General features: G+C 71.0%; 18 protein-coding genes. 8 read left to right on the top strand and 10 right to left on the bottom strand.

Translation table 11 applies throughout. The features are described 5' to 3' along the window. Nucleotides 1-23: 23 nt before the first annotated feature. Genes HD596_RS25890 through HD596_RS25875 form a run of 4 tightly spaced genes read left to right on the top strand, consistent with a single transcriptional unit; the run spans nucleotide 24 to nucleotide 7237 of the window. The gene (locus tag HD596_RS25890) at nucleotides 24-3077 is read left to right on the top strand and encodes an FtsX-like permease family protein (RefSeq protein WP_185071902.1); all 3054 of its coding nucleotides are present in this window, start codon (nucleotides 24-26) and stop codon (nucleotides 3075-3077) included. Continuing rightward, entirely contained in the window at nucleotides 3074-5638 is a 2565-nt protein-coding gene (locus HD596_RS25885; protein WP_185071901.1) for an FtsX-like permease family protein, read from the top strand. Before HD596_RS25890 ends, HD596_RS25885 begins: the two co-directional genes overlap by 4 nt. Further along, nucleotides 5635-6552 (top strand): ABC transporter ATP-binding protein, encoded by a 918-nt coding sequence (locus HD596_RS25880; protein ID WP_185071900.1) that lies wholly within the window; start codon nucleotides 5635-5637, stop codon nucleotides 6550-6552. Before HD596_RS25885 ends, HD596_RS25880 begins: the two co-directional genes overlap by 4 nt. Next, nucleotides 6545-7237 carry an ABC transporter ATP-binding protein gene (locus HD596_RS25875; protein ID WP_185078726.1) on the top strand — a complete coding sequence of 231 codons (693 nt, stop codon included), beginning with the start codon at nucleotides 6545-6547 and terminating at the stop codon, nucleotides 7235-7237. The genes HD596_RS25880 and HD596_RS25875 overlap by 8 nt, the downstream gene beginning before the upstream one ends. On the opposite strand, the gene HD596_RS25870 is transcribed toward HD596_RS25875, so the two are convergent. Continuing rightward, on the bottom strand, nucleotides 7230-8504 hold the full coding sequence (locus HD596_RS25870; protein WP_221519517.1) for an MFS transporter: 1275 nt from the start codon (nucleotides 8502-8504) through the stop codon (nucleotides 7230-7232). The genes HD596_RS25875 and HD596_RS25870 overlap by 8 nt on opposite strands. A 68-nt stretch (nucleotides 8505-8572) precedes the next feature. Here HD596_RS25870 and HD596_RS25865 point away from each other — a divergent pair, with 68 nt between their 5' ends. Both HD596_RS25865 and HD596_RS25860 read left to right on the top strand, forming a co-directional pair. Then, nucleotides 8573-9058, top strand: coding sequence for a MarR family winged helix-turn-helix transcriptional regulator (locus HD596_RS25865; RefSeq protein WP_221519516.1), 486 nt, complete (start codon nucleotides 8573-8575; stop codon nucleotides 9056-9058). Between the two features lie 80 nt (nucleotides 9059-9138). Continuing rightward, complete coding sequence (locus HD596_RS25860) at nucleotides 9139-10272, top strand: epoxide hydrolase family protein (RefSeq protein WP_185071898.1); 1134 nt, start codon at nucleotides 9139-9141, stop codon at nucleotides 10270-10272. Between the two features lie 78 nt (nucleotides 10273-10350). On the opposite strand, the gene HD596_RS25855 is transcribed toward HD596_RS25860, so the two are convergent. From HD596_RS25855 to HD596_RS25830, 5 genes are all read right to left on the bottom strand, one after another. Then, a complete protein-coding gene (locus HD596_RS25855) occupies nucleotides 10351-10548 on the bottom strand; it encodes a hypothetical protein (protein WP_221519515.1) in 198 nt (65 codons plus the stop codon). Between the two features lie 252 nt (nucleotides 10549-10800). Next, nucleotides 10801-11772 carry a DNA polymerase III subunit delta gene (gene holA, locus HD596_RS25850; RefSeq protein WP_246554818.1) on the bottom strand — a complete coding sequence of 324 codons (972 nt, stop codon included), beginning with the start codon at nucleotides 11770-11772 and terminating at the stop codon, nucleotides 10801-10803. A 691-nt stretch (nucleotides 11773-12463) separates the two neighbouring features. Next, nucleotides 12464-14911: a ComEC/Rec2 family competence protein gene (locus tag HD596_RS62045; protein ID WP_246554816.1), complete on the bottom strand. Its 2448-nt coding sequence runs from the start codon at nucleotides 14909-14911 to the stop codon at nucleotides 12464-12466. A 547-nt stretch (nucleotides 14912-15458) separates the two neighbouring features. Further along, a complete protein-coding gene (locus HD596_RS25835; RefSeq protein ID WP_313044692.1) occupies nucleotides 15459-15872 on the bottom strand; it encodes a ComEA family DNA-binding protein in 414 nt (137 codons plus the stop codon). A 1523-nt stretch (nucleotides 15873-17395) separates the two neighbouring features. Continuing rightward, entirely contained in the window at nucleotides 17396-17977 is a 582-nt protein-coding gene (locus HD596_RS25830) for a TetR/AcrR family transcriptional regulator (protein WP_185071896.1), read from the bottom strand. Between the two features lie 98 nt (nucleotides 17978-18075). Between HD596_RS25830 and HD596_RS25825 the strand changes: the two genes are divergently transcribed. After that, nucleotides 18076-19269, top strand: a complete 1194-nt coding sequence (locus HD596_RS25825; protein ID WP_185071895.1) for an MFS transporter — start codon at nucleotides 18076-18078, stop codon at nucleotides 19267-19269. 9 nt (nucleotides 19270-19278) lie between these two features. Here HD596_RS25825 and HD596_RS25820 read toward each other — a convergent pair whose 3' ends face one another. The 4 genes from HD596_RS25820 to HD596_RS25805 all read right to left on the bottom strand — a co-directional run bounded on the left by HD596_RS25820 (nucleotide 19279) and on the right by HD596_RS25805 (nucleotide 24135). Continuing rightward, nucleotides 19279-20091 (bottom strand): DegV family protein, encoded by an 813-nt coding sequence (locus HD596_RS25820; protein ID WP_185071894.1) that lies wholly within the window; start codon nucleotides 20089-20091, stop codon nucleotides 19279-19281. A gap of 13 nt (nucleotides 20092-20104) precedes the next feature. Beyond that, nucleotides 20105-21313: an imidazolonepropionase gene (gene hutI, locus HD596_RS25815; protein ID WP_185071893.1), complete on the bottom strand. Its 1209-nt coding sequence runs from the start codon at nucleotides 21311-21313 to the stop codon at nucleotides 20105-20107. A 626-nt stretch (nucleotides 21314-21939) separates the two neighbouring features. Further along, nucleotides 21940-23358 (bottom strand): GTPase HflX, encoded by a 1419-nt coding sequence (gene hflX / locus HD596_RS25810; protein WP_376775884.1) that lies wholly within the window; start codon nucleotides 23356-23358, stop codon nucleotides 21940-21942. 84 nt (nucleotides 23359-23442) lie between these two features. After that, nucleotides 23443-24135 carry a DUF4097 family beta strand repeat-containing protein gene (locus HD596_RS25805; protein ID WP_185071891.1) on the bottom strand — a complete coding sequence of 231 codons (693 nt, stop codon included), beginning with the start codon at nucleotides 24133-24135 and terminating at the stop codon, nucleotides 23443-23445. Nucleotides 24136-24288: 153 nt separating this feature from the next. On the opposite strand from HD596_RS25805, the gene aceB reads away from it, so the two are divergent. After that, on the top strand, nucleotides 24289-25866 hold the full coding sequence (gene aceB, locus HD596_RS25800) for a malate synthase A (protein ID WP_185071890.1): 1578 nt from the start codon (nucleotides 24289-24291) through the stop codon (nucleotides 25864-25866). Nucleotides 25867-25870: the final 4 nt, after the last annotated feature.

Raw genomic sequence — 25870 nt, 5'->3', positions numbered from 1 at the left:
CTAAACGGGGCGAAGGGGGACACATGCGGGGGCCGTTGGTCGTCAAACGGGCGCTCAACGAGCCGCTGCTCCTCCTGGCCGCCTTCGGCTCGATCCTCCTGGCCACGACCACGCTGGTCGCGCTCACCATGTACGCCTCCTCCATCGCGGACGCCGGTGTCCGCAGGACGATGGAGACGGCCTCGTACCGCCAGACCGCCGCCACCGTCAGCGCCCCCGTGACGGCCGAGACGTTCCCGAAGTTCGACCGGTCGGTACGCGCCGAGTTCGCCAGGGCCTACACCCGGCCGCCCGCCGTCACCACCAGCTTCCGCTCCGACTCCTACGTCCTGCCCGGCCAGGACGCCCAGGAGCGCCCCGAGCTGCTCAGGTTCGGCAGCTACGACGGGCTCGACCAGCACGCCAGGCTCGTCTCCGGCTCCTGGCCGCGCGCCGGCGGCGACCGGGTGGAGGCCGCGATCTCGCTGTCGGCGGCCTCGGCGACCGGGTTCAAGGCGGGGCAGGAGTTCACCACGAAGGGCCGCCTCGACCCGCGCCCGGTCACGGTCCGCGTCGTGGGCGTGTTCCAGCTCAACGACCCGTTCGGCGAGCGGTGGGCGGGTGAGCAGCTGCTCAGCCGGGGCGTGGAGCGCGGCGAGTTCACCACGTACGGGCCGCTGATGGTGCCGCGCGAGACGTTCGTCGCCCGCTTCGCCACGAGCGTGAACGCCACCTGGACCGCCGTGCCCGACCTGCGCGCGCTCACGCCCGCCCAGCTGCGCCCGCTGGCCGGAGCGATCGACCGGCTGGGCGCGCGGCTGAAGGCGGACGGCTGCGGCAGCTGCGTGGCCGCCAGCCACCTGCCGGAGATCCTGACCCAGCTCGACACCGCGTCCCTGGTCGCGCGCTCCACGATGCTGATCCCGGTGCTGCAGCTGCTGTTGCTGGCCGCGTACGCGCTGATGCTCACCGCCCGCCTGCTCGCCGACCACCGCCGCATGGAGGTGGCGCTGCTGCGCTCGCGCGGCGCGGGCACGGTGCGGCTGGCCGCGCTGGCGGGCGGCGAGGCGCTGCTGGTGGCGGTGCCGTGCGCGGTGGTCGCGCCGTTCCTGGGCCCGCCGCTGCTCGCGCTGGTCAACCTGCTGCCCTGGATCAGGGCGTCAGGGGTACGGCTGGCGCCCTCGGCCGACCTGGGCACGTTCCTCGTCTCGTTCGGCGTGGCCCTGGCCGCGGCGGTCCTGCTGGTGCTGCCGGCGCTGGCGGGCGCGCGGCGCACGTACGTGGAGGAGCAGTCGGCGCGCGGGCGCGGCGGCGGGCGCGGGCTGATCGAGCGGGCGGGCGCCGACCTGGCGCTGCTGGTCGTGGCCGGGCTGGCGATCTGGCAGCTCCAGCGCTACGGCGCGCCCGTGACCGCGACGGCCGCGGGCGGGCTCGGCATCGACCCGCTGATCATCTCCGGGCCGGCCCTGGCCCTGCTCACGGGCGGCATGCTGGGGCTGCGCCTGGTGCCGCGCGTCTCGAAGCTGGCCGAGCGGGTGACGTCCAGGCGGCCGGCGCTCGCCCCCGCGCTGGGGGCCTGGCAGGTGAGCAGGCGGCCGCTCAAGTACGCGGGCCCGGCGCTGCTGCTGACCATGGCCATCGCGATCGGCATCGTGTCCATGGCCACCGCGTCCACCTGGCGGGCCTCGCAGGCCGACCAGGCCCGTCACCAGGCCGGGGCCGACCTGCGGCTGTCCGGTCCCCCTGACGGGCCGGAGCTGGGGGCGCTCGGGCGCGGGACGGCGTTCACCGCGCTGCCCGGGGTCACGGCGTACTCGCCGGGATTTCGCGGGCAGACCGAGGTGAGCGGCGAGAGCGCGCTGCTGCTCGGCCTGGACGCGGGCAGGCTGGGCGAGCTGTTCCACCTGCGTGCCGACCTGTCCGCGCAGCCGGTCGGGGAGATGTCGCGGGCGCTGGCCGGAGACCGGGCGGGCAAGCTGGACCTTCCCGGGCAGCCGTCGGCGCTCACGCTGCGGGCGCGAGCGGACGGCGTCCTGCCGCTGCGGCTGGTGCTCTCCGACGCGCTCGGCGTGTGGCGCGACGTGCCGCTCGGCGTGCTGCGCAAGGGCGAGAACCGGATCGACGTCGACCTCCGGGCGCTGGCCGGGCGTACCGGGAAGATCACGTACCCGCTGTCGCTGCGCGGCCTCGTCGCTGGCACCCCCCAGAGCCCCGTGAACCTGACCCTGACCGGCCTCAGCGCAGACGGCCGCGAGGTGGCGGCGCCGCCGGTGTCCATGAAGGTGGTGCGGCCCGCGGTCGCCGGCCTCGCGCCGCTGCCGAAGCCCGGACCGCTGCCGGTGGTGCTCACCGCCGACCTGGCCGCCTCGCTCAAGCTGGCCGTCGGCCAGGTCGGGCCGGCCAGCATCGACCGCAGGGTGCTCCAGGTCAAGGTGGTGGGGGTCGTGGACAGCATGCCGACCACCCCGGCGGGGCAGAAGGCGGTGCTCGCCGACTGGGCGACCTTGCAGACGTACGAGCTGGCCTCGGCGCAGCTGCCCAGGCCCGCCACCGAATGGTGGCTCGCGGCCGGTGACACCGCGCCCGCGGTCAAGGCGCTCCAGACGCGGCCCGAGTGGGACGTGACCGCGCTCGACCAGCGCAGGCTGGCGGCCGAGCTGCGGGACGATCCCCTGGCCAGCGGGTTGCAGGGGGCGCTGATGCTCGGGTTCGCGGCGGCGCTGGTGTTCGCGACGCTCGGGTTCCTGGTGAACGCGACCGTCGCGGCCCGGGAGCGCATGGGCGAGTTCGCGATCCTGCGGGCGCTCGGGGTGAGCTCCCGGCAGGTGTTCGGGGTGCTGGCGGTCGAGCAGGCGTTCGTCATCGGGCTGTCGCTCGTCGCGGGCACCGGGCTCGCCGTGGTCGTCGGCGTGCTGGTCGTGCCGCACATCGTACTGACCGGGCAGGCCTCGGCCGTCACCCCCGGCGTGGTGCTCGACATCCCGTGGGCGGCCACCGCGGCGATGCTGGCGCTGGTGGCCGCGGTGCTGCTCGCCATCGTGGCCGGGCTGGCCCGCCGCCTGCGCGGGCAGCACGGGCAACTCGTGGAGGAACGGTGAGGATCGCCCTGCTCGCCCGCGCGCACCTGGGCACGATGGCCGTGCTGTTCGTGCTGGCGCTGAGCGCCTGCCTGCTGGTCGCGGGGCTGCCCAGGGCGATGCAGGCGTCGTTCGACGAGGCGCTGCGCCGTTCGCTGGTCAGCGCCCCCGCGGTGCAGGCCGACCTGACGGTGTCCGTGGAGTCGCGTTCGTCCGAGGAGGACCTGCACGAACGCGGTCAGTTCGACGCCCGCGACCGCCGCTGGCGCCAGATCCTGCCGCCGGCGCTGCGCCCGCTGGCGACCGGCGCGGGCCACATGAGCGCCAAGACCACCTCCACGCCCGTCACCGGAACCTCCGGCCACACCCACATGAACCTGGGCTGGCTCTCCGACGCGGACCGGCGCGTGGACTGGGTCCAGGGGCGGGCGCCCGGCAAGCCCTCGACCATGCGGTACGAGGGCGCGACGATCCCGGTCTTCGAGGTGGGGATCGTCGCGGACGCCCTGCCCGAGCTGGGCTTCGAGGTGGGCCAGACCAAGATGGTCGGCGAGAACGACTACGCCGCCCTGAAGATCGTCGGCGCCTTCAAGGCCAAGGACCCCCGTGACCGCTACTGGTCCCACAACGTCGACATCCTCCAGGTCGTCAAGGCGCAGACGCCGGGCAGCGACGAGCTCGAGAAGCGCATCACGACGCTGATCCCCGACGCGGGGCTGACCGCGCTCAGCGGCGAGGGGCGCAACCTGTCCTACCACTGGATCCTGCCGATCGACGCCCGCGCCGCGAGCGCGCTGGCCGCGCCCGACCTCCAGGCGGCGGTCGCCGAGTTCGGGCGGGTGGCCGCGCTCCAGTCGACGGCCAGCCCGTACCACCTGGACACCGGGCTCTCCAAGCTGCTCGGCGACTTCCTCGCCGAGGTGGCCACCGCGCAGACCGTGACGTACCTGGTGCTCGGCGGGCTGCTGGCGGTGGCGCTCGGCGTGATCGCGCTGGTCGTGCTGCTGCTGGGCAACCGGCTCGACCAACCGCTGTCGCTGGCGCGGGCGCGGGGCGGGTCGCTGCGGCAGGTGGCCGGGGCCGGGGCGCTGCTGACCGGCGTCGCGGTGCTGCCCGCCGCGCTGGCCGGGTACGGGCTGTCGTTCCTGGTGCCCGGGCCCGTCCTGCCCATCGTGCACCTGGGGCCCTTGGTCGTGGTCGTGGCGGCCGTCGGGTTCGCCGGGGCGCGGCTGGCCCTGACCCATCGGACGCCGCTGCACGAGCGCCGCGACGACGTGTCCGCCGGCCGGCCCTCCGCCCGGCGGGTCACGCTGGAGGTGCTGGTCGTGGTGCTCGCCCTGGTCGGGGCGTACCTCCTGCGGGCCCGTGGCGCGTCGCAGGATCCGTTCCTGCTCCTGGTGCCCGTCGGGCTGACGCTGGCGGCGGCGTTGATCACCTTGCGCTGCTATCCGTACCCCTTGCGGCTGTTCGTACGGCTGGCCGCGCGCGGGCGGGCGGCCGTGCCGTTCCTGGGGCTGACCAGGGCGGCCAGGGCGCGCTCCGCCGGCGTGCTGCCCGTGCTGATCCTGCTGCCCGCGCTGGGCGTGTCGGTGTTCGCCGCGGTGATCTCCGGCGGGATCGCGGACACGCAGCGGCTGGCGTCCTGGCAGCAGGTGGGCGCGCCGATCAAGGTGACGTCGAACGTCGAGATCCCCGCCGCCTCGATCGACCGGATTCGGGCGACGCCCGGGGTCGAGCAGGTGGTGATCGCGCAGACCGGGCGGGTGCAGGTCGGGTACGGCGCGGAGCGGGCCGAGGCGCTCGCCGTGGACGTGGCGCAGTGGCGGCGGATCCTGGACGGGGCCCCGATCAGCGTGCCTCCGCTGTCCGACGGCGCGCTGGTCTCCCCCGAGCTGCGGGGACGGGGGACGTTCGAGATCGGGTGGCAGTCGCGGGTGAAGCTCGCCACGCGGGGCGTGGTCGAGTCGGTGCCCAGTTTCTTCACCCAAGGGAAGTTCATGGTGGTGCCGCTGGGCGTGCTGACCCGGCCCGCCCCGAACACCCTGCTGATCAAGGGCGACGTCTCCCCTGACGTGCTGGCGCGGCTGGTCCCGTCGGCGACCGTGGAGACGCAGGAGCGGGCGCTGAGCGCCATCCAGGACGACCCCCTCACCAGCACCGTGCGCTGGACGCTGCTCGTGGTGACGGTGGCGCTCGGCTCGTACGCGCTCGTCGCCGTCGTGCTGGCGCTCGTGATCGGCGCCGCCGAGCGTGCCAGCGCGGTGTCGTTCCTGCGCACACTCGGGCTGTCGGACCGGCAGGCGCAGCGGCTGACCGTGCTGGAGATCCTGCCCATGATCCTCGTCACCGCCCTGGTCGGGCTCGGTCTGGGCCTCGGCCTGCCGTTCGCGCTCGGGGCCGGCGTGGACCTGTCGTCGTACGCCGGCGGCCTGCCCGTCGGCGACTACTCGCTCGACCTGCTCGTGCCTGCGCTGCTGGCGGGCGGGCTCACCACCGTCGCCGTGCTCGGCGCGTACGCGCACACCGCCATCAGCCGCCGCCGCAACCTCGGCGCCGTCCTTCGAGTGGGGGATCTTTCATGAACCCGACCCTGTCCGAGCTGGAAGCCAGGGCCACGCGGGAGAAGGCCGCGTTCGGCGGTGACGCGCACATCGTGTGCGACAACCTCGTACGCATCTACAAGACCGAGGGCGTGGAGGTCGTCGCGCTGCAGGGGCTCGACCTGGTGATCGACAAGGGCGAGCTGGTGGCCATCGTGGGCGCCTCGGGGTCGGGCAAGTCGACCCTGCTCAACGTGCTGTCCGGGCTGGACGTGCCGACGGCCGGCGTGGCCAGGGTGGCGGGGATGGACCTGCTGTCGATGAACGCCCGCGACCGGCTGCGGTACCGGCGGTCCGTGGTGGGCTTCATCTGGCAGCAGACCGCGCGGAACCTGCTGCCGTACCTCTCCGCCAGGGAGAACGTCGAGCTGCCGATGAAGCTGGCCGGTCGCCGCGGGGGTCGCGCGCTGGAGCTGCTGGAGTTGCTGGGCGTCGGGTACTGCGCAGACCGCAAGATTCCCGAAATGTCGGGCGGCGAGCAGCAGCGGGTCGCCATCGCCGTCGCGCTCGCCAACTCCCCGCAGCTCGTCCTCGCCGACGAACCCACCGGCGAGCTGGACAGCGAGACGTCGGAGCAGGTGTTCGACGCGCTGCGCAAGGCCAACAGGGAGCTGGGGGTGACCGTGGTCGTCGTGACGCACGACCCGCTGGTGTCGGAGCAGGTGGACCGTACGGTGGGCATTCGCGACGGGCGTACCAGCAGCGAGACGCTGCGGCGCGAGGGCGCCGAGGGGCAGATCGTCGCCGAGGAGTACGCCGTGCTGGACCGGGTCGGGCGGCTGCAACTGCCGCGCGACTTCATGAACGCGCTCGAGATGGAGCGGCGGGTGCGCCTCGAGCTCGAATCCGACCACATCGGCGTGTGGCCCGCCCGGGAGGAGCCCTCTGATGACTGACTCGCCCCTGGTCGAGGTGGAAGGGCTGCGCAAGGTCTACCGGACCGGGCCCAAGGAGGTCGTGGCGCTGCGGGAGGTGTCGTTCTCGGTGTTCCCTGGCGAGCTCGTCGCGGTCCGCGGGCGGTCGGGGTCCGGGAAGACGACCCTGCTCAACCAGATCGGCGGCCTGGACAGGCCGGACGCCGGACGGGTGGTCGTCGCCGGGCACGAGGTCACCGCCATGTCCGAGGACGACCTGCTGGCCCTGCGCCGCGACGTGGTGGGGTTCGTGTTCCAGTCGTTCGGGCTGATCCCGGTGCTGTCCGCGGCGGAGAACGTCGGCGTGCCGATGCGGCTGCTGCGGACGCCGTCGGAGGAGCGCGAGGCCCGCGTACGCCTTCTGCTGGCGCTGGTGGGGCTGGAGCAGCATGCCAACCAGCGGCCGTACGAGCTGTCCGGGGGGCAGCGGCAGCGGGTGGCCATCGCCAGGTCCCTGGCGAACCGGCCCCGGCTGCTGGTGGCCGACGAGCCCACGGGGCAGCTGGACTCGCAGACCGGGCGGCAGATCATGGAGCTGCTGCGGGCCCTCGTACGGAGTGAGGGGGTCACGGCCCTGGTCGCCACCCACGACCCCAGCCTGATCACGCTGGCCGACCGGGTCCTGGAGATCAACGACGGCGTCGTACGGGAGGCGGCGCTCACTTGACCCTCGCCGGGGCGGCTTCCGCGGGAGCGGGCCGGAGGGAGGAGCGCGACGGGAGGATGGCGGCGAGGTTCGCGACGGCGACCAGCACGCCGCCCGTCAGGGCCAGGGCGGTCACCCCGGTGACGCCGGCCAGCGGCGCCGCCACCGCCAGCCCGAACGGCCGCGACGCGAACGAGATGAGCTGGTCGAACGAGCGCACCCGCCCCAGCGCCCGCTCCGGGATCTCCTCGGCCACCACCGTCTCCCACAGCGGGCTGAGCAGTCCCAGCCCGAACATCGCCACGAAGTACGCGCCCGCCATCACCGCGGTGGGCGCCGTCACGGCCAGGGCCACCATGGGCAGCAGGTAGCAGGCGGCACCGGCCTGGACCACCGCCAGCGGCCTGCGGATGGGCAGCCGAGGAGCGGCCAGCACGCCCAGGACCAGGCCGACCGTGCCGCTCTGCACGATCACCGTCCAGCTCACCTCGCCGCCCAGCTCCCGCACGGCTGTCATGGGGGCGAGTGTCAGGAACAGTCCGGCCATGAAGTGCCAGACGCCGTGGGCGAGCGTGCAGGCCAGGAACCATCGGCGCCCCCTGACCTCCCGCCACCCCTCGGCCACGTCCCTGCCGAAGGCGCTGACCCTTTTGACCTGAGCCGCCTTTTCGACTTGACGCACCGCATTGACCTGAAGCCTCGCATCGGCGTGAGGCGCCGCTTTGACGTGAGACGCCGCGGGCGTGCTGCTGATGCCACCGAGAGTGAGCGCCGAGCAGGCGAACAGCGCCGCCGTGAGCGCGGCCGCCCAGCCGGGACCGGCGGCCAGCGTGACCGTCCCCGCCAGCGCCGGAGCGACGACCGCGGACAGGCTGGTGGCCACGCCGATACGCGCGTTCATCCGCAACCTGTCCTGGCCGGGCACCACCGCGACCACCAGCCTCGGCACGGCCGGGCTGCCGAACGCGATGGCGATCCCCGCCACGGCCGACAGCACCGCCAGATCGAGGATCCGGTACACGCCCAGCAGCAGTTCGATGGCGATGGCGGCCTGCGACAGGCACCGGGTCAGGTCGGCGAGGAGCGCGACCCGTTCGGGCCGGATCCGGTCGGCCAGCACGCCGCCCACGGGAAGGAGCAGCAGGAGCGGCACCATCTCGCTCGCCAGCACGATGCCCAGCGCCCCGCCGTCCCCGGTCGCCCGCAGGACCGCGAGCGTCAGGGTGGTGGGGATGAGCGCGGTGGCGAGCGCGGACAGGCACCGCCCGATCAGGAGTCTCTGGATCACGGGTCAGTACGGTATTTCGCCAGCGAATGTTTCGTCAACAAAATACTTATCGCCGTATGATCCGTCGCATGGAGGACTCCGTCGATCGTCACCTGGCCCGCTGGCGCGGCAGGGCACCCTTCGACGAGCGGGTGGAGGCGGTCGTGACGCGGATGCAGTTCCTCGTCAAGCACCTGGCCCACACCAAGGAGGCGGCGCTGAAGGAGGTGGGGATGCAGGATTTCGAGTTCGAGACGCTGCACCGGCTCGTCGCGCGCGACGGCTCGGCGACCCCGTCCGAGCTGGCCGCCGACCTCCTGCTCTCCCCTGCCGGGATGACGGGCCGGTTGGACACCCTGGAGCGAGCGGGTCTGGTACGCCGGGTGCGCAGCACGGAGGACCGCCGGCGGGTGGACGTCGAGCTCACTTCCAAGGGACACGACCTCTGGATGGACGCGATGACGATCCGGGGGGAGGTGGAGGCCGACCTGGTGAACACCCTTCCGCCCGCGGACCAGGCCCTGCTGGACGGCCTGCTCAAACGGCTCCTGGTGAAGACGGAAACCGGCCACTGACCGCACCGGTAATCCGTTTGAGGGAGGCAGGCCGGCGGTGGTAAGCCAGTCCTGAAATTTCCGGCTATCGGAGGCAATGCGTGGTTCAATCCCCCTTCCGCATCGAGGTGCCCGGCGACGTTCTGGACGACCTGCGGGCTCGCCTGCGGGCGACCAGGTTCACCGATCGCAGCGGGGCGCAGCCGTGGCAGGCCGGGGCCGACCCCGCGTACCTGCGGGAACTGGTGACGTACTGGGCGGAGGAATTCGACTACCGCGCCCGGGAGGACGAGCTCAACGCGCTGCCGCACTACCGCGAGCGGGGCCTGCATTTCGTCCGGATCGCCGGAGTCGGCCCCGCGCCCATGCCCATCCTCCTCTGCCACGGATGGCCCAGCAGCTTCCTGGAGATGCTCCCCCTGGCGGCCCGCCTCGCCGATCCCGCCCGCCACGGCGGCGACCCGGCCGACGCGTTCGACGTCGTCATCCCGTCCATGCCGGGCTTCCTCTACTCCGATCTGCCGCCGGAGCCGCTCACCCGGGCGGCGATGGCGCGGATGCTGCACACGCTGATGACCGACACCCTGGGGTACGACCGGTACGCCGCCTTCGGCGGCGACATCGGCGGGGCGGCCACCCAATGGCTGGCCGCGCTCCACCCGGAGGAGGTGATCGGCATCCACCTGATCCATCCCCCGTTCCCCGCGTCGTTCGACGACCCGCCGATGTCGGCGGAGGAGCAGGCGTTCGTGGCGGCCGAGGAGGCGTACGACGAGCTCGACGGCGGCTACAGCGCCATCATGGGGACCCGGCCCGACACCATCGCCGCCGCCCTGATGGACTCGCCGGCCGGACTCGCCGCCTGGATAATCGACAAATATCGGGATTGGAGCGACTGCAACGGCGACCTGGAGTCCCGCTTCGACCGCGACACCCTGCTCACGATCCTGACCCTGTACTGGGCAACCAGCTCCATCGGCACCTCCTTCCGGCAGTACTACGACTGGGAGCACAACACCCCTCGCCCGCCCATCACGGTGCCGACCGCCATCACGCTCAGCCACGAACCAGTGATGTCCGGCATCCCCCGCTCGATCGCCGAGCGCGCCTGCACCAACCTGCGCCACTGGAGCGAACCCGGCCGCGGCGGCCATTTCCTGGCCTTGGAGGAGCCTGCGCTGATGCAGGAGGAACTGACCACGTTCTTCCGCCCTCTCCGCCCGGCCGCGAAGTAGGCGGGGCGAGCGAGACTCCCGTTCGACGCCCGTACCACGCGAGCGACCACGTCCGACCCCACAGGACTACATGGGGCTTTACGGATGGAGAAGCACTTTGACCGCGCGCCGTTCCTCCATCCCGGCGTAAGCGGCGGCGATGTCGGACAGGGGCATCTCCGCGTCGAACACGCGTCCCGGCTGGATGGTGCCGTCCAGAACGTCGGGCAGGAGCTCGTCGAGGTAGCTGCGGACGGGTGCGACGCCGCCGCACACGCCGACGTTCGAGCTGAACATCGTGCCGACTTCCAGAGGGCCGCCGTAGGAAACTCCGACGAAGCCGACCTGACCGCCGGACCGCGCCGAGCACAGCGCGCCTCCCCGCGTGCACTGCCGACCACCCCACCAAACCAACCAGCGTTGTACACCGCACCACCCGATACGCCGAGCCGACGCCCAGCCCGACATTGATGGCCTGATACAGCCAGTCGGTATGGACCTCCCCGGTCTGTCCCTGCCGAGACCCGGGGCCGGGGCACCGACCGCCGGCTACCGTCCCGTGCGGCTGGCCACGACCACCTGCACGGCGTGCTCCAACGCGTACGCCGGGTCCGCGCCCCCACCCTTGACCTGCTCATCCGCACTCGCCACAGCCTGGATCGCCCGGGACAGCCCCTCAGGCCCCCACCCGTTCAGCTGCCGCTTCACCCGATCGACCTTCCACGGCGGCATGCCGACATGACTGGCCAACTGCCCGCCTCGGAGGTTGCGCGGTGCGCTGCCGACCTTGGCCAGCGACCGCAAGCCACCGGCCAGCGCACTCACCAGCAGCACGGGGGCGACCCCGGTGCCGAGAGCCCACCGCAGCTGCTCCAGCGCGTCGGCCAGCCGCCCCTCGACCGCGGAGTCGGCCACATTGAACCCGGTGACCTCGGCCCGCCCCTTGTGATAGCGCGCAACGGCGGCCGTGCTGATCGTCTTGTCCTCCGTGTCGAACATCAGCTGGCTGCACGCCGCCGCCAGCTCCCGCAGGTCGTTGCCCACAGCATCGAGCAACGCCTGGGCCGCGTCCCCCGCAATGCCCCGCCCGGCCCGCTTGAACTCCCCCTTGATGAAGTCCAGCCGCTCCCCCGCCTTGGTGACCTTGTTGACCGTGACCACCTTGGCCCCGGCCTTCTTCACCCCGTCGACCAGCGCCTTCCCCTTCACCCCGCCCGGGTGCGACAGGACGAGCACGGTGTCGTCGGAGGGGCGCTTGGCATAGGTGACGATCTCGGCGATGACGTCCTTGGAAAGATCCTGGGCCGACCGGATCACCACTACGGAACGGTCGCCGAAGAGCGACGGAGAGGTAAGCTGCGTCAACTCACCGACCCCGACCTTCCCGCCCATGAGGTCATGCACCTCGGCTTGCGGGTCGCCGGCCCGCGCAGCCGCGACGACGCCACTAACCGCCCGCTCGGCCAGCAGCTCCTCATCGCCGAGGACCAGGGTCACAGGTGCTGGATCGGTTCCCGCCATGTCAGGCAGCATGCCATGCGCCGCCGACAACTAGGTACTCGGAGCGCAGCCCGTACACGCCACCGGCCTGACACCCTTGCCAGCTCCAACCCACACCCCAGCCCTGAGACCCGGCCCGCTGCATGCACTCACTGTCGCGACACGACGGAAACGACCACGCACAGCACCGCCTCCCAGGGCCATAATTCCCTGGACACAGCCCGCCCAGTTCAGGGTGCGCCACCACCCGGTACGCCAGGCGTGCCAGGTGCCTCTGGACGCGCTCATCTGAGCCCCCGCAATCCAAGGGGCCACCCACTACGCGCGCCATATCCGGCGGGCGGCGGGCGGCGGGCGGCGGGCGGCGGGCGGCGGAGCTACGGAGCTACGGAGCTACGGAGCTACGGAGCTACGAAGAGCTGGGCTACGGGCTACGGAAGTTCGGGATGCGGAGCTGGGGGGCTGCGGAAGTGCAGCGGTGGAGCTGCGGCCGGTGTGGCTACGGGCCGCGAAGCTACGAGCCATGTGGGCTACGGGTGTGTGGCTACCGGCCATGTGGCCACCAACCGTGTGGCCACCGACCGTGCAGGCACCGACTGTGTGGGCCACGGGCCGCGAAGCTACGAGCCATGTGGGCTACGGACCGTGTGGCCACCGACCGTGTGGCCACCGACCGTGCAGCCGCCGACGGTGTGGGTACGGACGGTGCGGGCTACGGGCCGCGAGGAACCACTGCCATTTGACCCTCCCGCTCCACGATGGCCAGGTCGCCGGACTGGTCTGTCCGGTAGACGCTGGCTCCCAGCCGTCGTAGGACAGCAAGCGTGGACAAGGCGGGATGGCCGTAGTCGTTGTCGGCGCCCACGCTGATCAAGGCCGCTCGTGCGCCGACAGCCGACAAGAAGGCCTCGGATTGCCGGTTGGACCCATGGTGCGGGGTCTTGAGGATGTCGGCTCGTACCGCCGTCCGGCGCAAAAGGTCGTCCTGCGCCTCTGTCTCCAGATCACCGCTGAGCAGAATGGACCCGGCCTGCCAGCGTACGTGGACGACGACGCTGGAGTTGTTGATCGCGCTTCCCTCCCCTTGCCCGCTCATCTCGTCCATGGCGGGGTCGGGGCCGAGTACGGCCAGTTCTGACGGGCCGAAGCGCCAACGAGTCCCGGGTGAGGCCGTCCATTCCGGTATCCCACGGCGTTTCAGCGTGGCGGAGAGATGCGCGATGGCTCGCGCGCTCGTGCGCTGCGGGCTGACGACCACGGCGCCTACGCGCCGGTTGCGGAGGACGCCGGGGAGGCCGTTCACGTGGTCGGCGTGGGGGTGGGTGAGGATCAGGAGGGGTACGTCGTCGACGCCGAGCCTACGCAGGCACCGATCCATGACGATCGGATCGGGCCCGGTGTCGACCACGATCCCTCTTCCAGGTCCCGCCGCCACGACGAGCCCGTCTCCCTGCCCAACATCGCACATCACCATCAACCACCCTTTGGGCGGCCAGGAGCCGACGATGGGCCGGATCACCAGTACGGCGACCAAGGCCGCCCCCGCCACGGTCACCGCCACGGTCCTCCATGCCTTGCGCCGCAGGATCGGCACGGCGATCGCCACCGCGAGCAGCAGCAACCCCAATCCCGGGAGCCCGCCGGGCCAGGGCAGGGTGGCGAAAGGCAGGTTCACCGCCCAGCGGGCGACGATGATGATCCATCCGACTGCATAACCGGCCGGGACGACGAGAAGCTCCGCGCCGCCGGGCCAGACGGGTGCCACCAGGGCGGCACCGAAACCGAGCAACGTCGCAGGGGCTACTGCGGGGGCGACAAGCAGGTTGGCGATCACGGCGACGGGCGTCAACTGCCCCGACATCAGCACCAGAATGGGCGTCACCGCCACCTGCGCGGCCACCGGTACAGCAACGGCCTCCGCCATCCACCGCGGCAACCGATACGGCACCCTGGAGCCGCCCTCAGTCGTCGATTGCGGCAGAGCACGCTCCGACTGGAGATCAGGATTTGGGCGCGGGATGTGATCAGGTTGCACTGCGAGATTTCGGTGCAGGTCGAGGTCCCGGTGCAGGTCCCGGTGCAGGTCGAGGTCCCGGTGCAAGTCCCGGTGCAGGTCGGGGTTCCGGTGCAGGCTTCGGTCAGGGCGCAGGCTTCCTTTTGGTTGCAGGCTTCCGTCTGGGGACAGGCTGTCGTCTGGGTACAGGCTGTCGTCCGCGCTGGGGGCGCGCTGTCCGCGCAGACCTGGCTCGCCCTGTGGGTCACGATCAGCGGGCTTACCGTGTCTTGTGTTGTTCTGATTGTCGGTGTCGTCCTCGGCTTTTGGGGATGTCAGGCGGTCGCGCCAGCGTGGGGCGAGGATGAGGATCCCGGCGGTGGCTGCTACCGAGAGGGCGAAGCCGTACGAACGGGCTAGTTCCGGGGCGAACAGCACCAGGAGGAGGACCGTTGCCGAGAGGGCCGCGAGGCCGTCCTTCGCTCGGCCTGTACCCAGTGCGATGGTGGCGGCAAGGCCCATCAGGAGGGCGCGTAGAACGCTTGGGGAGGGGCGGGCGACCACGGCGAACGCGAGCATCGCGACGGCGGCGAAGACGGCCCTTGCCGGGAGGGGGAGCCCGATGAGGCGGGAGAGGGCAAGGGCGGCGCCTGCCACGATTGCGAGGTTTGCCCCGCTCACTGCGTTCAAGTGGCTCAGGCCGGCCTCCTTGAGGTCGGACGACACTTGGGGATCCATGCGTGAGACGTCGCCGACGACCAAACCCGGCAGAAGGCCTTGCTGGTCGGTGGGGAGGGTGGCGGCGGCCGCCCGTAGGCCCGCTCTGAGGCTGCCCGCTGCTGTTTGGAGCAGGGACGGGGGTGTCAGGACTCGTGGCGGGCCTTGCACCAGGAGGATGGCTGCGACGAGGTCGCCTGGGGTTGGCTTGGCCAGGCGGCCGGTCACTTCGACGTGCTGGCTGGGGAGCAGGGTGCTCCAGTCGTGTCCGTTGGCGAAGACGGTGATGGGGACGTTGACGGCCTGCCGGTTGCCGGCTGTTTGGATGATCTCCAGGGTGGCTGGGGTTACGTAGCTCTCTTGGTTGAAGTGACCGCTTCTGTTCTGTCTGCGCTTGGGGTCGTCCGTTAGGGCGATCTGGGCCTTGATTGTGGCGTTCTGCTTGGCCAAGGCGGCTACTGGGCCCGTGGTCAGGGCGTGAACTCTGAGGGCGATCGACGCCGAGGCAGCGGCCGCGCAGATGAGGGCGGCAATGGTGATGTTGCGCCAGGGGGCCGGAGCTCCGTGCTTCGTGGTCGGGCTCTCGCGTTGGCAGGCCCCAGTGTTGGGGCGTGCTTGCCGGGTTGGGACGCGAACACGCCACCATACGGACCGAGCGCGCCACGTTACGGAGCGGGCGGGCCATATTACGGAGCGGGCGGGCCAGGCTACGGCTGAGGCGGCCAGGGTTGTGGACATGGCGACGATCAGGGATGTGCGGGCGGAGCAGCCGAGTAGGACCAAGGCACTTGCCCAGGCGGCCAGTGCGGGAAGCATAAGGGGCCAACTGCGGTCACGCTGGGCAGCGTCGGGGTCAGGGTGGGTGGCTTCGGTGTTCGTGCTGGCTTCGGTGTTCGTGCTGGCTCCGTCGGCAGTGCGGGCGCTGTCGAGTGCCGAGTTGGCGTTGTCTCGGCTTGGAGGTGTTGGGCGGGTGTCCTTGGTACGCGGGGTGGCCATGTCAGACGCGGACCTTTGGCTTGAGCTCGTCGTACTTTCGTGGGCCTATGCCGCTCACCTCGCGTAGTTGTTCGACGGCGGTGAAGCCGCCGTGGGTGTCCCGGAACTCGGCGATGCGGGCTGCCAGGACCTCGCCCACTCCTGGGAGTTGTTCGAGTTGGTCGGTGGTGGCGGAGTTGAGGTCGAGAACGGTGGTGGCCGGGTCTGCGGTGGGTGAGCCTTCAGTTGCCTGGCCGGCGGGGGCGCCCACGACTATCTGCTCGCCGTCGATCAGGCGTCTGGCGAGGTTGAGTGCTCCTGTGGAGGCGCCGCGGGACACTCCTCCGGCTGCTGCCACCGCGTCCGTGACTCGGGCGCCTGCGGGGAGTAGGTAGACGCCCGGTTTGCGGATTTTGCCGGTGACGTGGACGGTCACCTTGGCGACGGCGGTGGGGGACGGCGATTTTGGTGGCTGCGAGATCGGGGTGGGAGGTGGCAAGGGCTGCGGTGCGGGCTGGGAGCGCCAGAGGAAGAACGCTGCTACGGCTGCGGCGAGGGCTCCCAAGGCCACCAGGACTCGGAGGCCGGGCTTGCCCGGGTCCAGGGCTGGGGCTTGGGAGGTGATGGCTGCGCGGAATGCTTGGAAGGTAGGTGGCACCGGGGCGGGACCGCGCTTTTGGTCAGGTGACAGTGATGCACTTGATCGCTGGTTGGGGCTTTTGCGGGGTGAGCGTGAGCCGACGGCCTCATCATGGTCAGGCCGCTCAGGAGGTGTCCTGGGGGGAGCGTCGTCCCAGCGGCTTTCCTCACCTGGTGCTGCGGGTGCAGGGTCCTCCCAGCGGCTTCCCTGGCGCTGGGTGGTGGGGGCGGAACCGTCCCAAGCTTCTCTCTGTCGCGGCTCGGATGAAGGCCGTCCGGTGGCTTGGCGCGCTGCGACGTGGCTCCGTGCCTGGCCCCGGTCGGCTCGGTCATGGCACCGGTGAGCCGACCGAGAGGGTGGCGGGAGCGGCGGGAAGGCGCGGTGATCGACCGTAGCCGGGACTCGGCTATGGTCCGCTCTGCCGTGGGGTCGGGGGTTCGCACGGCTGAGAATGTAGGTCCTCACCGGTTATCGCGGAGGTTCCGAACTCCGTTCTGGGGAGAACGTTGGGTTATCCACAAGGTTGACCTGGGGTTTTAGGGCTACGCTGCCCAGGATTCGTCCGGTTGGCCCGCAGGTGGTCCATCGTTTCTGTTTTCGCAGGTCAGGGCGCTACGGGGCCCGCTCCCGGACCCGCGAAAACGGCGGCCTGGCAGGGCGAGCAGGCGTCGAGCCCCACCAGGCCGCCAACCCCTGCCTGCTCCCCCCGCCCGCCAACCCTGCCTGCTCGCCCTGCCTGCTCGCCCCGCCCGCTTGCACCGCCCGCTTGCACCGGCCGACGCCCGTCCCCGGGCATCGCGCCGTGATCAAGCTCGCGCCGCCGTGCCGCGCTCCAGCCCGGCGGGATCGAGCTCGATGACTTCGCCATCGACACCGCTGACGGCACGGTGACCTGCCCGGTTGCGCGCCACGTCCCCTTGCCGACGCCGTCAGGCCGGAACCTGCCGCGCCAGGCGTTCACCACCGGCTGCCCACCACGCTCGCGCCCTGGCCGAGGCCGGTCGCACCCTCACCATTCGCCCGCATCGCGACGGGCTTGCCACTGCCCGTTGGCGCACACGCGACGAGCCTGCCGCGCCGTCGGCGCACACGCGACGAGCCTGCCGCGCCGTCGGCGCACACGCGACGAGCCTGCCGCGCCGTCGGCGCACACGCGACGAGCCTGCCGCGCCGTTGGCGCACTCGTGACGAGCCTGCAGCTGCCCGTCTGCGCGCTCCCGAGGACCTTGCCGCTGCCCGTCGGCGCACACGCCACCACCTCCGCATGCTCCGCCAACCCGATCTTCGCTCGCATCGCCGTCCTCGGTGGCGATATGCGGTCAGGTCGCAGATGCCGCGAGCATCTTGATCGTGAAGTCGACAGTCGTGGCCAGCCGTTGGGGATCGTGTCCGGCGCGTTCGCGTACGCGCAGCCCAAGCACGGTCGTGAACAGCAACTCCACCGCAGCGTCGACATCACACGTCGCGGGCAGGTCACCGTCACGGATACCGCGGCGCAGCAGCGACGCCAGGGCCTTCCGGGTGACTTCGAACGCGGCCTCGGTCCTCTGTCGGACCTCGGGGTCGGTGGTGCCGAGCTCGGTGGCCGTGTTGACCACGAAGCAGCCGCGACCGGCCTCGTGGCTGACCATCCAGATCAGCCACTCCCGCAAGACTTCGAGGCTGGGGCCGGGGGCGCTGAGCTGCTCTTCAGCCTGGGTGGACTCGGTCGCCCGGTAGTGGTCCAGCGTCCGCAGGAACAATGTGTGCTTGTCGTTGAAAGTGCGATACAGGCTACTTTGCTTGAGCCTCAGCTCGGCGCCCAAGTCGCGGACCGACGTGGCGTTGTAGCCGCGACACCAGAACAGGTGGGTCGCCTTGGCGATCACGTCCTGCTCGTCGAACTCCCTGGGCCGTGCCATGGTCGCCACCCTACCAAAGTTGTGGAGCGATCGCTCCCGTATTAGTGTGTGCCGCCATATGGGAGCGAACGCTCCCAAATGACGGAAGGAGGCTCGACGTGACGGCAACGGACCGCACGCCGACCGAGCGGGACGCATCGGCGAAACGTCAATGGATCGCGGTGTCCGCCGTAGCCCTTGGCACATTTCTGCTGGTGACGGCCGAACAGCTCCCCATCGGGCTGCTCACCCCCGTCGGATCGGCCCTATCGGTGTCCGAAGGCGCGGCAGGACTGATGGTCACGGTCCCCAGCATCGTCGCCGCCGTCGCGGCGCCGGTGGTCCCGATACTCGTCGGCAGGATGGATCGCAGGCTCCTGCTCGTCGCCTTGATGGGACTCATGACGCTCGCCAACCTGGCCTCCGCCCTGGCCCCGGACTATCCGCTCCTGATCATCGCCCGCGTGCTGGTGGGGGTGGCGATCGGCGGGTTCTGGGCCATCGCCGGCGGGCTGGCCGTCCGGCTCGTCCCGGCCTCGCGCGTACCGCGGGCCACCGCGATCATCTTCGGCGGCGTCGGGGCCGCGAACGTCTTCGGCGTCCCCATCGGCACGATGATCGGCGGGCTGGCGAACTGGCGGATCGCGTTCGGCGCGCTGAGCGCCCTCGCGCTTGCCGTGCTGGTCACGTTGCTGGCCGTGCTGCCACCGTTGACCGCCGCTCAGCCCGTCGGCCTGCGGCGGCTGGCCGGCCAGTTCCGCAACCAGGGCGTCCGGGTCGGCATCCTGGCCACGTTCCTGATCGTGACCGGCCATTTCTCGGCCTACACGTTCATCAGCCCCGTGCTGCAGGATCTGTCCGGCATCGACGCGCAATTCGTCGGGCCGCTGCTGTTCGGGTTCGGCGTGGCGGGCATCGCGGGAAACTTCATCGCGGGTGCCACTGTGGCGCACCGGCTCCATCGCACAGTGCTCTCCATCGCCACCGCCCTGGGAGTGATCGTGCTCCTCTACCCCGTGGCAGGTCTCACCGCGGTGGGCGGGGTGGCGTTGCTCGTCGCATGGGGCCTGGCGTACGGCGGGGTCTCCACGAGCCTCCAGACCTGGATGATCAAGGCCGCACCGCAGGCGGTCGAGGAAGCCTCCGCGCTGTGGGTGGCGGTGTTCAACCTCTCGATCGGTCTCGGCGCGTTCGCCGGCGGCGCAATCGTCGATGCCTTGCCGCTCCAGGGCATCCTGTGGCTCGCCGGCGTTCTGCTCCTGGCGGCCGGGGCGGCCGTATGGGGTGCACGCCGGAACCAGAGCCTACGATGACCCACCTGGTCAGGGGGCGCACGAGGAGACCGTGAGGCCCAGCATGCCGGGCCCCACGTGGACGCCGATCACCGCCCCCACCTCCACCACCCGCAACTCCGCCAGACCGGCCAGCCGCTTCAGCAGGCGCTCCGCCAGGGCCTCGGCGCGGTCGCTCGCCCCGAGGTGCTGTACGGCCACCTCCACGGGCCCCTCGCCGGCCGCGTGGACGGCGAGGTCCTCCAGGCGCGCGATGGCGCGGGAGGACGTGCGTACCTTCTCCAGGAGCGAGATGCGGCCGTCGCCGATGTGGAGCAGAGGCTTGATCATGAGGGCCGAGCCGACGAGGGAGGCGGCGGTGCCGATGCGGCCGCTGCGCCGTAAGGCGTCGAGGGTGTCCACGTAGAAGAACGTCCGGGTGGTCTCCATGCAGCGCCGGGCCGCCGCCGTCACCGCCGAAAGGGCGGCGCCGCTCGCGGCGGCGCGGGCGGCGGCCAGGACCGGGTAGCCGAGGCCCATGGCGATCGAGCGGCTGTCGATCACTTCCACGGGTACGGGGGCGCCGGACGCGGCCGTCAGGGCGGAATCGGCGATGCCGGACATATCGCCGGAAACGTGGATCGAGGCGATTGCTGTCGCGCCCGCGGCCGCCAGGGAGGCGTAGCAGGAGGCGAAGCTCTCCGGGGCGGGGCGGGAGGTGGTGGCGGCGGCGAGGTCGCCGGTGAACAGCGGCTCGTCGTACGAGACCCCGCCGGCGATCACCTGGACGGGGACGACCGTGACCCCCGGCACGGCAGGCAGGTAGGCGGTCGAGTCGGTGACCACGGCGACCGAGGGCGGCATAACCCGAGAGTAACTACTGGACCGGCGTCCCACCCCGCCACACGCGGCGCGGCTTGAGACCGAAGGACCAGGCGAAGGCGCCCTCGTGGTCGGCGTCCCACTGCACGATGTCGGCCAGCCGGCCCGGCGCCAGGACGCCGCGGTCGGGAGCGCCCAGGACGGTGGCGCCGCCGAGGGTGGCCGCACGCAGGGCGTCGTTGACGCTCATCCCGAACGCCGACACCGCCATGGCGATGACCAGGGACATCGAGGTGATGCCGCAGAAGCCGGGGTTGTGGTCGCTGCCGAGGGCGATCTGGACGCCGTGCTTGATCATCTGGCGGACCGGCGGGAGGTGGCCGCGCTGCAGGGCCGTGGCCGGGCAGACGACGGCGGGCACGCCGTAGCGGGACATGATCGCGATGTCCTCGTCCGACATGTGGTGCAGCCCGTCGGCGGAGGCGCAGCCGAGCTCGGCGGCCAGCTGGACGGCGCCGCGGCGGCTGAAGAGGCCGGCGTGGATGCGCGGCAGGAGCCCGACGTTGCGGCCGGAGGCCAGCACCCAGCGGGACTCCTCGGTGGTGAAGTGGCCCTCGTCGCAGTAGACATCGACGCTGTCGGCGCCCGCCGCGGCGGCGTCGGCGCACCAGGAGCCCACGGCCTCGACGTATTCGCGCTGGCGGCCGAAGTATTCGGGTGGCACGACGTGCCCCGCGAGGAAGGTGACATGCACCCGCGGCATCATCGGCTCCTTCTCCAGCTCGCGCAGGAGCCGCACGTCGGCCAGCTCGCCGTCGCGGGTGAGGTGGTAGCCGGTCTTGGCCTCGACCGTGGTGGTGCCGCTGAGCAGCCAGCTCCGCAGCCGCTCGCGCACGCCGTTGCACAGGGTCCACGGGTCGGTGCCGCGGGTAACGGTGACCGTGGAGCCCACGCCGCCGCCCGCCGCGGTGATCGAGGCGGCGCTGGAGCCGCCGGTGCGGATGGCCAGCTCGGCGTAGCGGTTGCCGGCGTAGACGGGGTGCGTGTGCGCGTCGATGAGACCGGGCGTGACGAGGGCGCCGCCGAGGTTTTCGACGTGGTCGACGTCGACGATGTCATCGACGACTCCGGGGACGCTCTGCGGGAGGTCGGGCGCCCGCCCGACCCACGCGATGCGGTCGTTGTGCACGAGGATGGCGGCGTTGCTGAGGACCTCGTTGCCGGTCCACAGGCGGCCGATGTTGGTCAGCAGTCGAACGGTCACCGCATCACCGCCCTGCGTGAGCCCTCGCCCGCGCACCGGCATGGGCGCAGCGCACAGCTCAGGGGCTGTGCCGCGCCCACTGAGTCCGCTCCGGGTCCGGACGACATGGGGGGTCTCCTGCTCTCATCCGCATCGAGTTGTGCGGTGACCGTATCGCCAGAGTCATGATCCGGCGATTTCAGTTCAGTTACGTTATTTCACAGCTGGGCTTGCTGTACAGGGTTATTCGGAAGAAAGACCACTGATCCCGACCGTCACCCAGCCCCACCTCGTCCCCAAGGCCCCCGTTGACGACTTTGATCACACGAGTCATCATCCGAAACCCAGACCCAAACCTAGAAACCCGACCGCGTAAGGGGTCTGGCCGATTCTAGCAACCTCAGGGTTCGGGGACCACTGCCGCTTTTGGGTAGCCATGCGTGATTTGCGGCGCGGGCCGACCCAGTACACAACGTTCGCCGCCGACGTTCCAGCCTGCCACATGCCGCCGTCGCGCCCGACCAGTGCCGTCGTTCGCCGACCGTCACGGCAGACCCGCCCGAACGTGTTCGGCCGGGCGACCCCACCGTACCGCTTGCGTGGGAGTCGCCCGGCCGCAACGACGAAAACCGGGGCTGACCGGAGGGTTAGAAGACCCGCTCCACGGGCTTGCCGACCCGCTCGAGCTCCTGCCACAGGCTGGGCAGCACCCGGGCGTGCAGGATCGTGCCGTCCTCCACGTGGTCCATGGAGAGCACCTCGCCCTCCTTGTGGGCCCGGGAGATCAGGTCTCCCCTGTTGTACGGCACCAGCAGGTGGATCTCGTGGTCCAGCCGGGGCAGCTCCCGCTCGATGACCTCCATCAGCTCGGGGATGCCGCGACCGGTCCGCGCCGACACCACGACGCAGTCGCGCTCGCGCCGCATGATCCGGTCGATCACGTCCTGCTCGGCCGCGTCGGCCTTGTTGATCACGACGATCTCGCGGATGTCCGAGGCGCCCTCGATGTCGGCGAGCACCTCGCGTACGGCGGCCAGCTGGCCCTCCGGGTCGGGGTGCGAGCCGTCCACCACGTGCAGGATCAGGTCGGCCTCGGCGACCTCCTCCAGCGTCGAGCGGAACGCCTCGACGAGCTGGTGCGGCAGGTGCCGCACGAAGCCCACGGTGTCGGCGATCGTGAAGAGCCGGCCTTCGGGCGTGCGCGCCCGCCGCACGGTCGGGTCGAGGGTGGCGAACAGCGCGTCCTCCACCAGCACCCCGGCTCCCGTGACGCGGTTGAGCAGCGAGGACTTGCCCGCGTTGGTGTAGCCGGCGATGGCCACGGCGGGGACCTCGCGCCGCTGGCGCTGGTAGCGCATGGTGTCGCGCGAGGTGGACATGCCGCTGATCTGACGGCGCAGCTTGGCCATGCGCTCGCGGATGCGGCGCCGGTCCAGCTCGATCTTGGTCTCACCGGGGCCGCGGCCGCCGATGCCGACGCCGCCCGCGGCGCGACCGCCGACCTGCCTGGACAGGTTGCCACCCCAGCCGCGCAGGCGGGGCAGCAGGTATTGCAGCTGCGCCAGCTCGACCTGGGCCTTGCCCTCGCGGCTCTTGGCGTGCTGGGCGAAGATGTCGAGGATCAGCGCGGTGCGGTCGATGACCTTGACCTTGACCGTCTCCTCGAGCTGGCGGAGCTGGCCGGGGGTCAGCTCGCCGTCGCAGATCACGGTGTCGGCGCCGGTCGACTCGACCACGTCGCGCAGCTCGAGCGCCTTGCCCGAGCCGATGTAGGTGGCCGGATCAGGCTTCTGGCGGCGCTGGATGAGGCCGTCGAGCACCTGGGACCCAGCCGTCTCGGCCAGGAGCTTCAGCTCCAGCAGGGAGTTTTCCGCGTCGTCCACGGTGCCTGACGTCCAGACGCCGACGAGGACGACCCGCTCCAGCCGTAGCTGCCGGTACTCGACCTCGGAGACATCCTGGAGTTCGGTGGAGAGGCCCGCCACGCGGCGCAGCGCCTGGCGCTCCTCGAGGTCCATGTCGCCGGTCTCGAACTCGTCGAGGTCGAGCGCGGTGTAATCGTGCATTCGTGTCATCTCTATTAGGGAACGTCTGGACACCTCGGTGTCTTCCCACGATGGTGGCACGACACCCCCGCCACAATCACCCCCTTATCCGGCGGCCACCGTGACGTCGCCGGATCCGGCCTTGAGCGAGATCTTGTGCGGCGAGGAGCTGTCCTTCCTGACCGAGACGTCCGCGTCGCCGGAGCCCACCTGGGTCCTCACGTCGTAGGCCCCGTCGGGCACGCGGAGCACGATGTCGCCGGAGCCGGCCTGCAGCTCGGCGCTGTCGGGGGCGGCGGTGTACTTGAGCTCGACCTTCCCGGACCCCGCCTCCGCGACGAGCTTCTTGCCCGCCAGCTCCGCGGCGTCGAGGTCGCCGGAGCCGACGTTCACGTTGAGCTCCCCCGTCAGCCCCCTGAGCGTGACGTCGCCCGAGCCGCTGTTCAGGTCGACGGCCAGCCCCTTGGGGATCTCGATCTTGTAGTCGACGCTGCAGCTGCCCAGGTTCGACGGGCAGTCGTACGACAGGAGCAGCGCGTTCCCCTCGACGCTGTGCTCCGGCTTCGGCTTGTCGTCGCCGCGCCAGCGCAGCGTCTCGGTGACGCGTACGGCACCGCCACCCGTCTCGGTGACCACGGTCTCGCCCGCGCCGCTCTTGACCTGCAGCCTGGCGACCTTGTCCGTCACCTCGTAGGACGCGGTCTCCTCGCTGCTCGGACCGGTGATGCTCCCGAGCCCGCATCCCGTCAGCATCAGTGTGGAGGCCAGCAGCCCGCCCGCGATCGCGATGGTCTTCATGCCGTCAATCTTGTCCGCGCATGCCCCCGGCCACATCGGGGATGCCCCCGACGACTCCCCGAAGGAACCCCAACCTTTGACCCGGGACTACTAGGGGAGTAATTTCACTTCCACAATCCAGAAGTCATTTTCCACGAAGCGGAAAGGCACCCCATGGAGATCACCGGCCCGATGCTCGACCGGTTCGACGAGATCCTCACTCCTGAGGCGCTCGATTTCGTGGCGACTCTCCAGCGGGAGTTCGGCGCCAGGCGGCTGGAGCTGCTGCAGGCCCGCCAGGCGCGGCAGGCGGAGCTGTCCGCGGGCGGCCTGCTCGATTTCCTGCCGGAGACGAAGCACGTCAGAGAGGCCGACTGGCAGGTCGCGCCGCCCGCGCCCGGTCTGGAGGACCGCCGGGTGGAGATCACCGGCCCGGTCGACAAGAAGATGACCATCAACGCGCTCAACTCCGGCGCCAAGGTCTGGCTGGCCGACTTCGAGGACGCCAACTCTCCGCTCTGGGAGAACTGCGTGAGCGGCCACCTCAACCTGCGCGACGCGCTCGACCGCACGATCGACTTCGAGACCGGCGGCAAGACGTACGCGCTCCGGCCCGACGACGAGCTGGCCACGGTCGTCGTACGCCCGCGCGGCTGGCACCTGGACGAAAAGCACGCCCGGGTGGACGGGCAGCCGGTCTCGGCCTCGCTGTTCGACTTCGGGCTCTACTTCTTCCACTGCGCCCAGCGGCAGATCGACAAGGGCAAGGGCCCGTACTTCTACCTGCCCAAGATGGAGTCCCACCTGGAGGCGCGGCTCTGGAACGACGTGTTCACCCGGGCTCAGGAGCTCCTCGGCATCCCGTACGGCACGATCAGGGCGACCGTCCTCATCGAGACCTACCCGGCCGCGTTCGAGATGGAGGAGATCCTGTACGAGCTCCGCGACCACTCGGCGGGGCTCAACGCGGGCCGCTGGGACTACCTCTTCAGCGTGATCAAGAAGTTCCGGACCCGGGGCCGCGAGTTCCTGCTGCCCGAGCGGAACGCGGTCACGATGACGGCCCCGTTCATGCGCGCGTACACCGAGCTGCTGGTGCGCACCTGCCACAAGCGGGGCGCGCACGCCATCGGCGGGATGGCGGCCTTCATCCCCTCGCGGCGCGACCCCGAGGTGAACGCCGTGGCGCTGGAGAAGGTGCGGGCGGACAAGACGCGCGAGTCGGGCGACGGCTTCGACGGCTCGTGGGTGGCGCACCCCGACCTGGTGCCGGTGTGCCGTGAGGTGTTCGACGGCGTGCTGGGGTCGCGGCCCAACCAGCTCGACCGGCTGCGCGAGGACGTCAACGTGACCGCGGCCGAGCTGCTGTCGGTCTCCGAGACGCCGGGCGAGATCACCGAGACCGGGCTGCGCAACAACGTGGACGTGGCGCTGCGCTACCTCGCCGCCTGGATGGGCGGCCTGGGCGCGGTGGCGATCCACAACCTCATGGAGGACGCCGCCACCGCCGAGATCTCGCGCTCGCAGATCTGGCAGTGGATCCACAACGACATCACGCTCGCCGACACGGGCGCCCAGGTGACGAAGGAACTGGTCGAGCAGATCATCGCGGAGGAGCTCGCCAAGATCGCCGAGGAGCCCGGCTACGACGAGAAGCTGTACGGTCAGGCGACCGCGCTGTTCAAGGAGGTGGCGCTGGACGACGACTTCGCCGAATTCCTGACGCTTCCCGCCTATGCTCAAATGCCGTAGAACT

Origin of the sequence: Nonomuraea jabiensis, assembly GCF_014204795.1 — a bacterium.
GTDB classification, from domain to species: Bacteria; Actinomycetota; Actinomycetes; order Streptosporangiales; family Streptosporangiaceae; genus Nonomuraea; species Nonomuraea jabiensis.
The sequence above is the reverse complement of the archived record's forward strand: the minus strand, read 5'-3'. Positions and strand labels throughout refer to the sequence as shown.

Bases quoted from the DNA above. Each gene is read 5' to 3' on its own strand.
- HD596_RS25890 (WP_185071902.1), top strand. From the start codon at position 24: ATGCGGGGGCCGTTGGTCGTCAAACGGGCGCTCAACGAGCCGCTGCTC.
- HD596_RS25880 (WP_185071900.1), top strand. From the start codon at position 5,635: ATGAACCCGACCCTGTCCGAGCTGGAAGCCAGGGCCACGCGGGAGAAG.
- HD596_RS25875 (WP_185078726.1), top strand. From the start codon at position 6,545: ATGACTGACTCGCCCCTGGTCGAGGTGGAAGGGCTGCGCAAGGTCTAC.
- HD596_RS25865 (WP_221519516.1), top strand. From the start codon at position 8,573: ATGGAGGACTCCGTCGATCGTCACCTGGCCCGCTGGCGCGGCAGGGCA.
- HD596_RS25855 (WP_221519515.1), bottom strand. From the start codon at position 10,548: ATGTTCAGCTCGAACGTCGGCGTGTGCGGCGGCGTCGCACCCGTCCGC.
- holA (WP_246554818.1), bottom strand. From the start codon at position 11,772: ATGGCGGGAACCGATCCAGCACCTGTGACCCTGGTCCTCGGCGATGAG.
- HD596_RS25830 (WP_185071896.1), bottom strand. From the start codon at position 17,977: ATGGCACGGCCCAGGGAGTTCGACGAGCAGGACGTGATCGCCAAGGCG.
- HD596_RS25820 (WP_185071894.1), bottom strand. From the start codon at position 20,091: ATGCCGCCCTCGGTCGCCGTGGTCACCGACTCGACCGCCTACCTGCCT.
- hflX (WP_376775884.1), bottom strand. From the start codon at position 23,358: ATGCACGATTACACCGCGCTCGACCTCGACGAGTTCGAGACCGGCGAC.
- HD596_RS25805 (WP_185071891.1), bottom strand. From the start codon at position 24,135: ATGAAGACCATCGCGATCGCGGGCGGGCTGCTGGCCTCCACACTGATG.
- aceB (WP_185071890.1), top strand. From the start codon at position 24,289: ATGGAGATCACCGGCCCGATGCTCGACCGGTTCGACGAGATCCTCACT.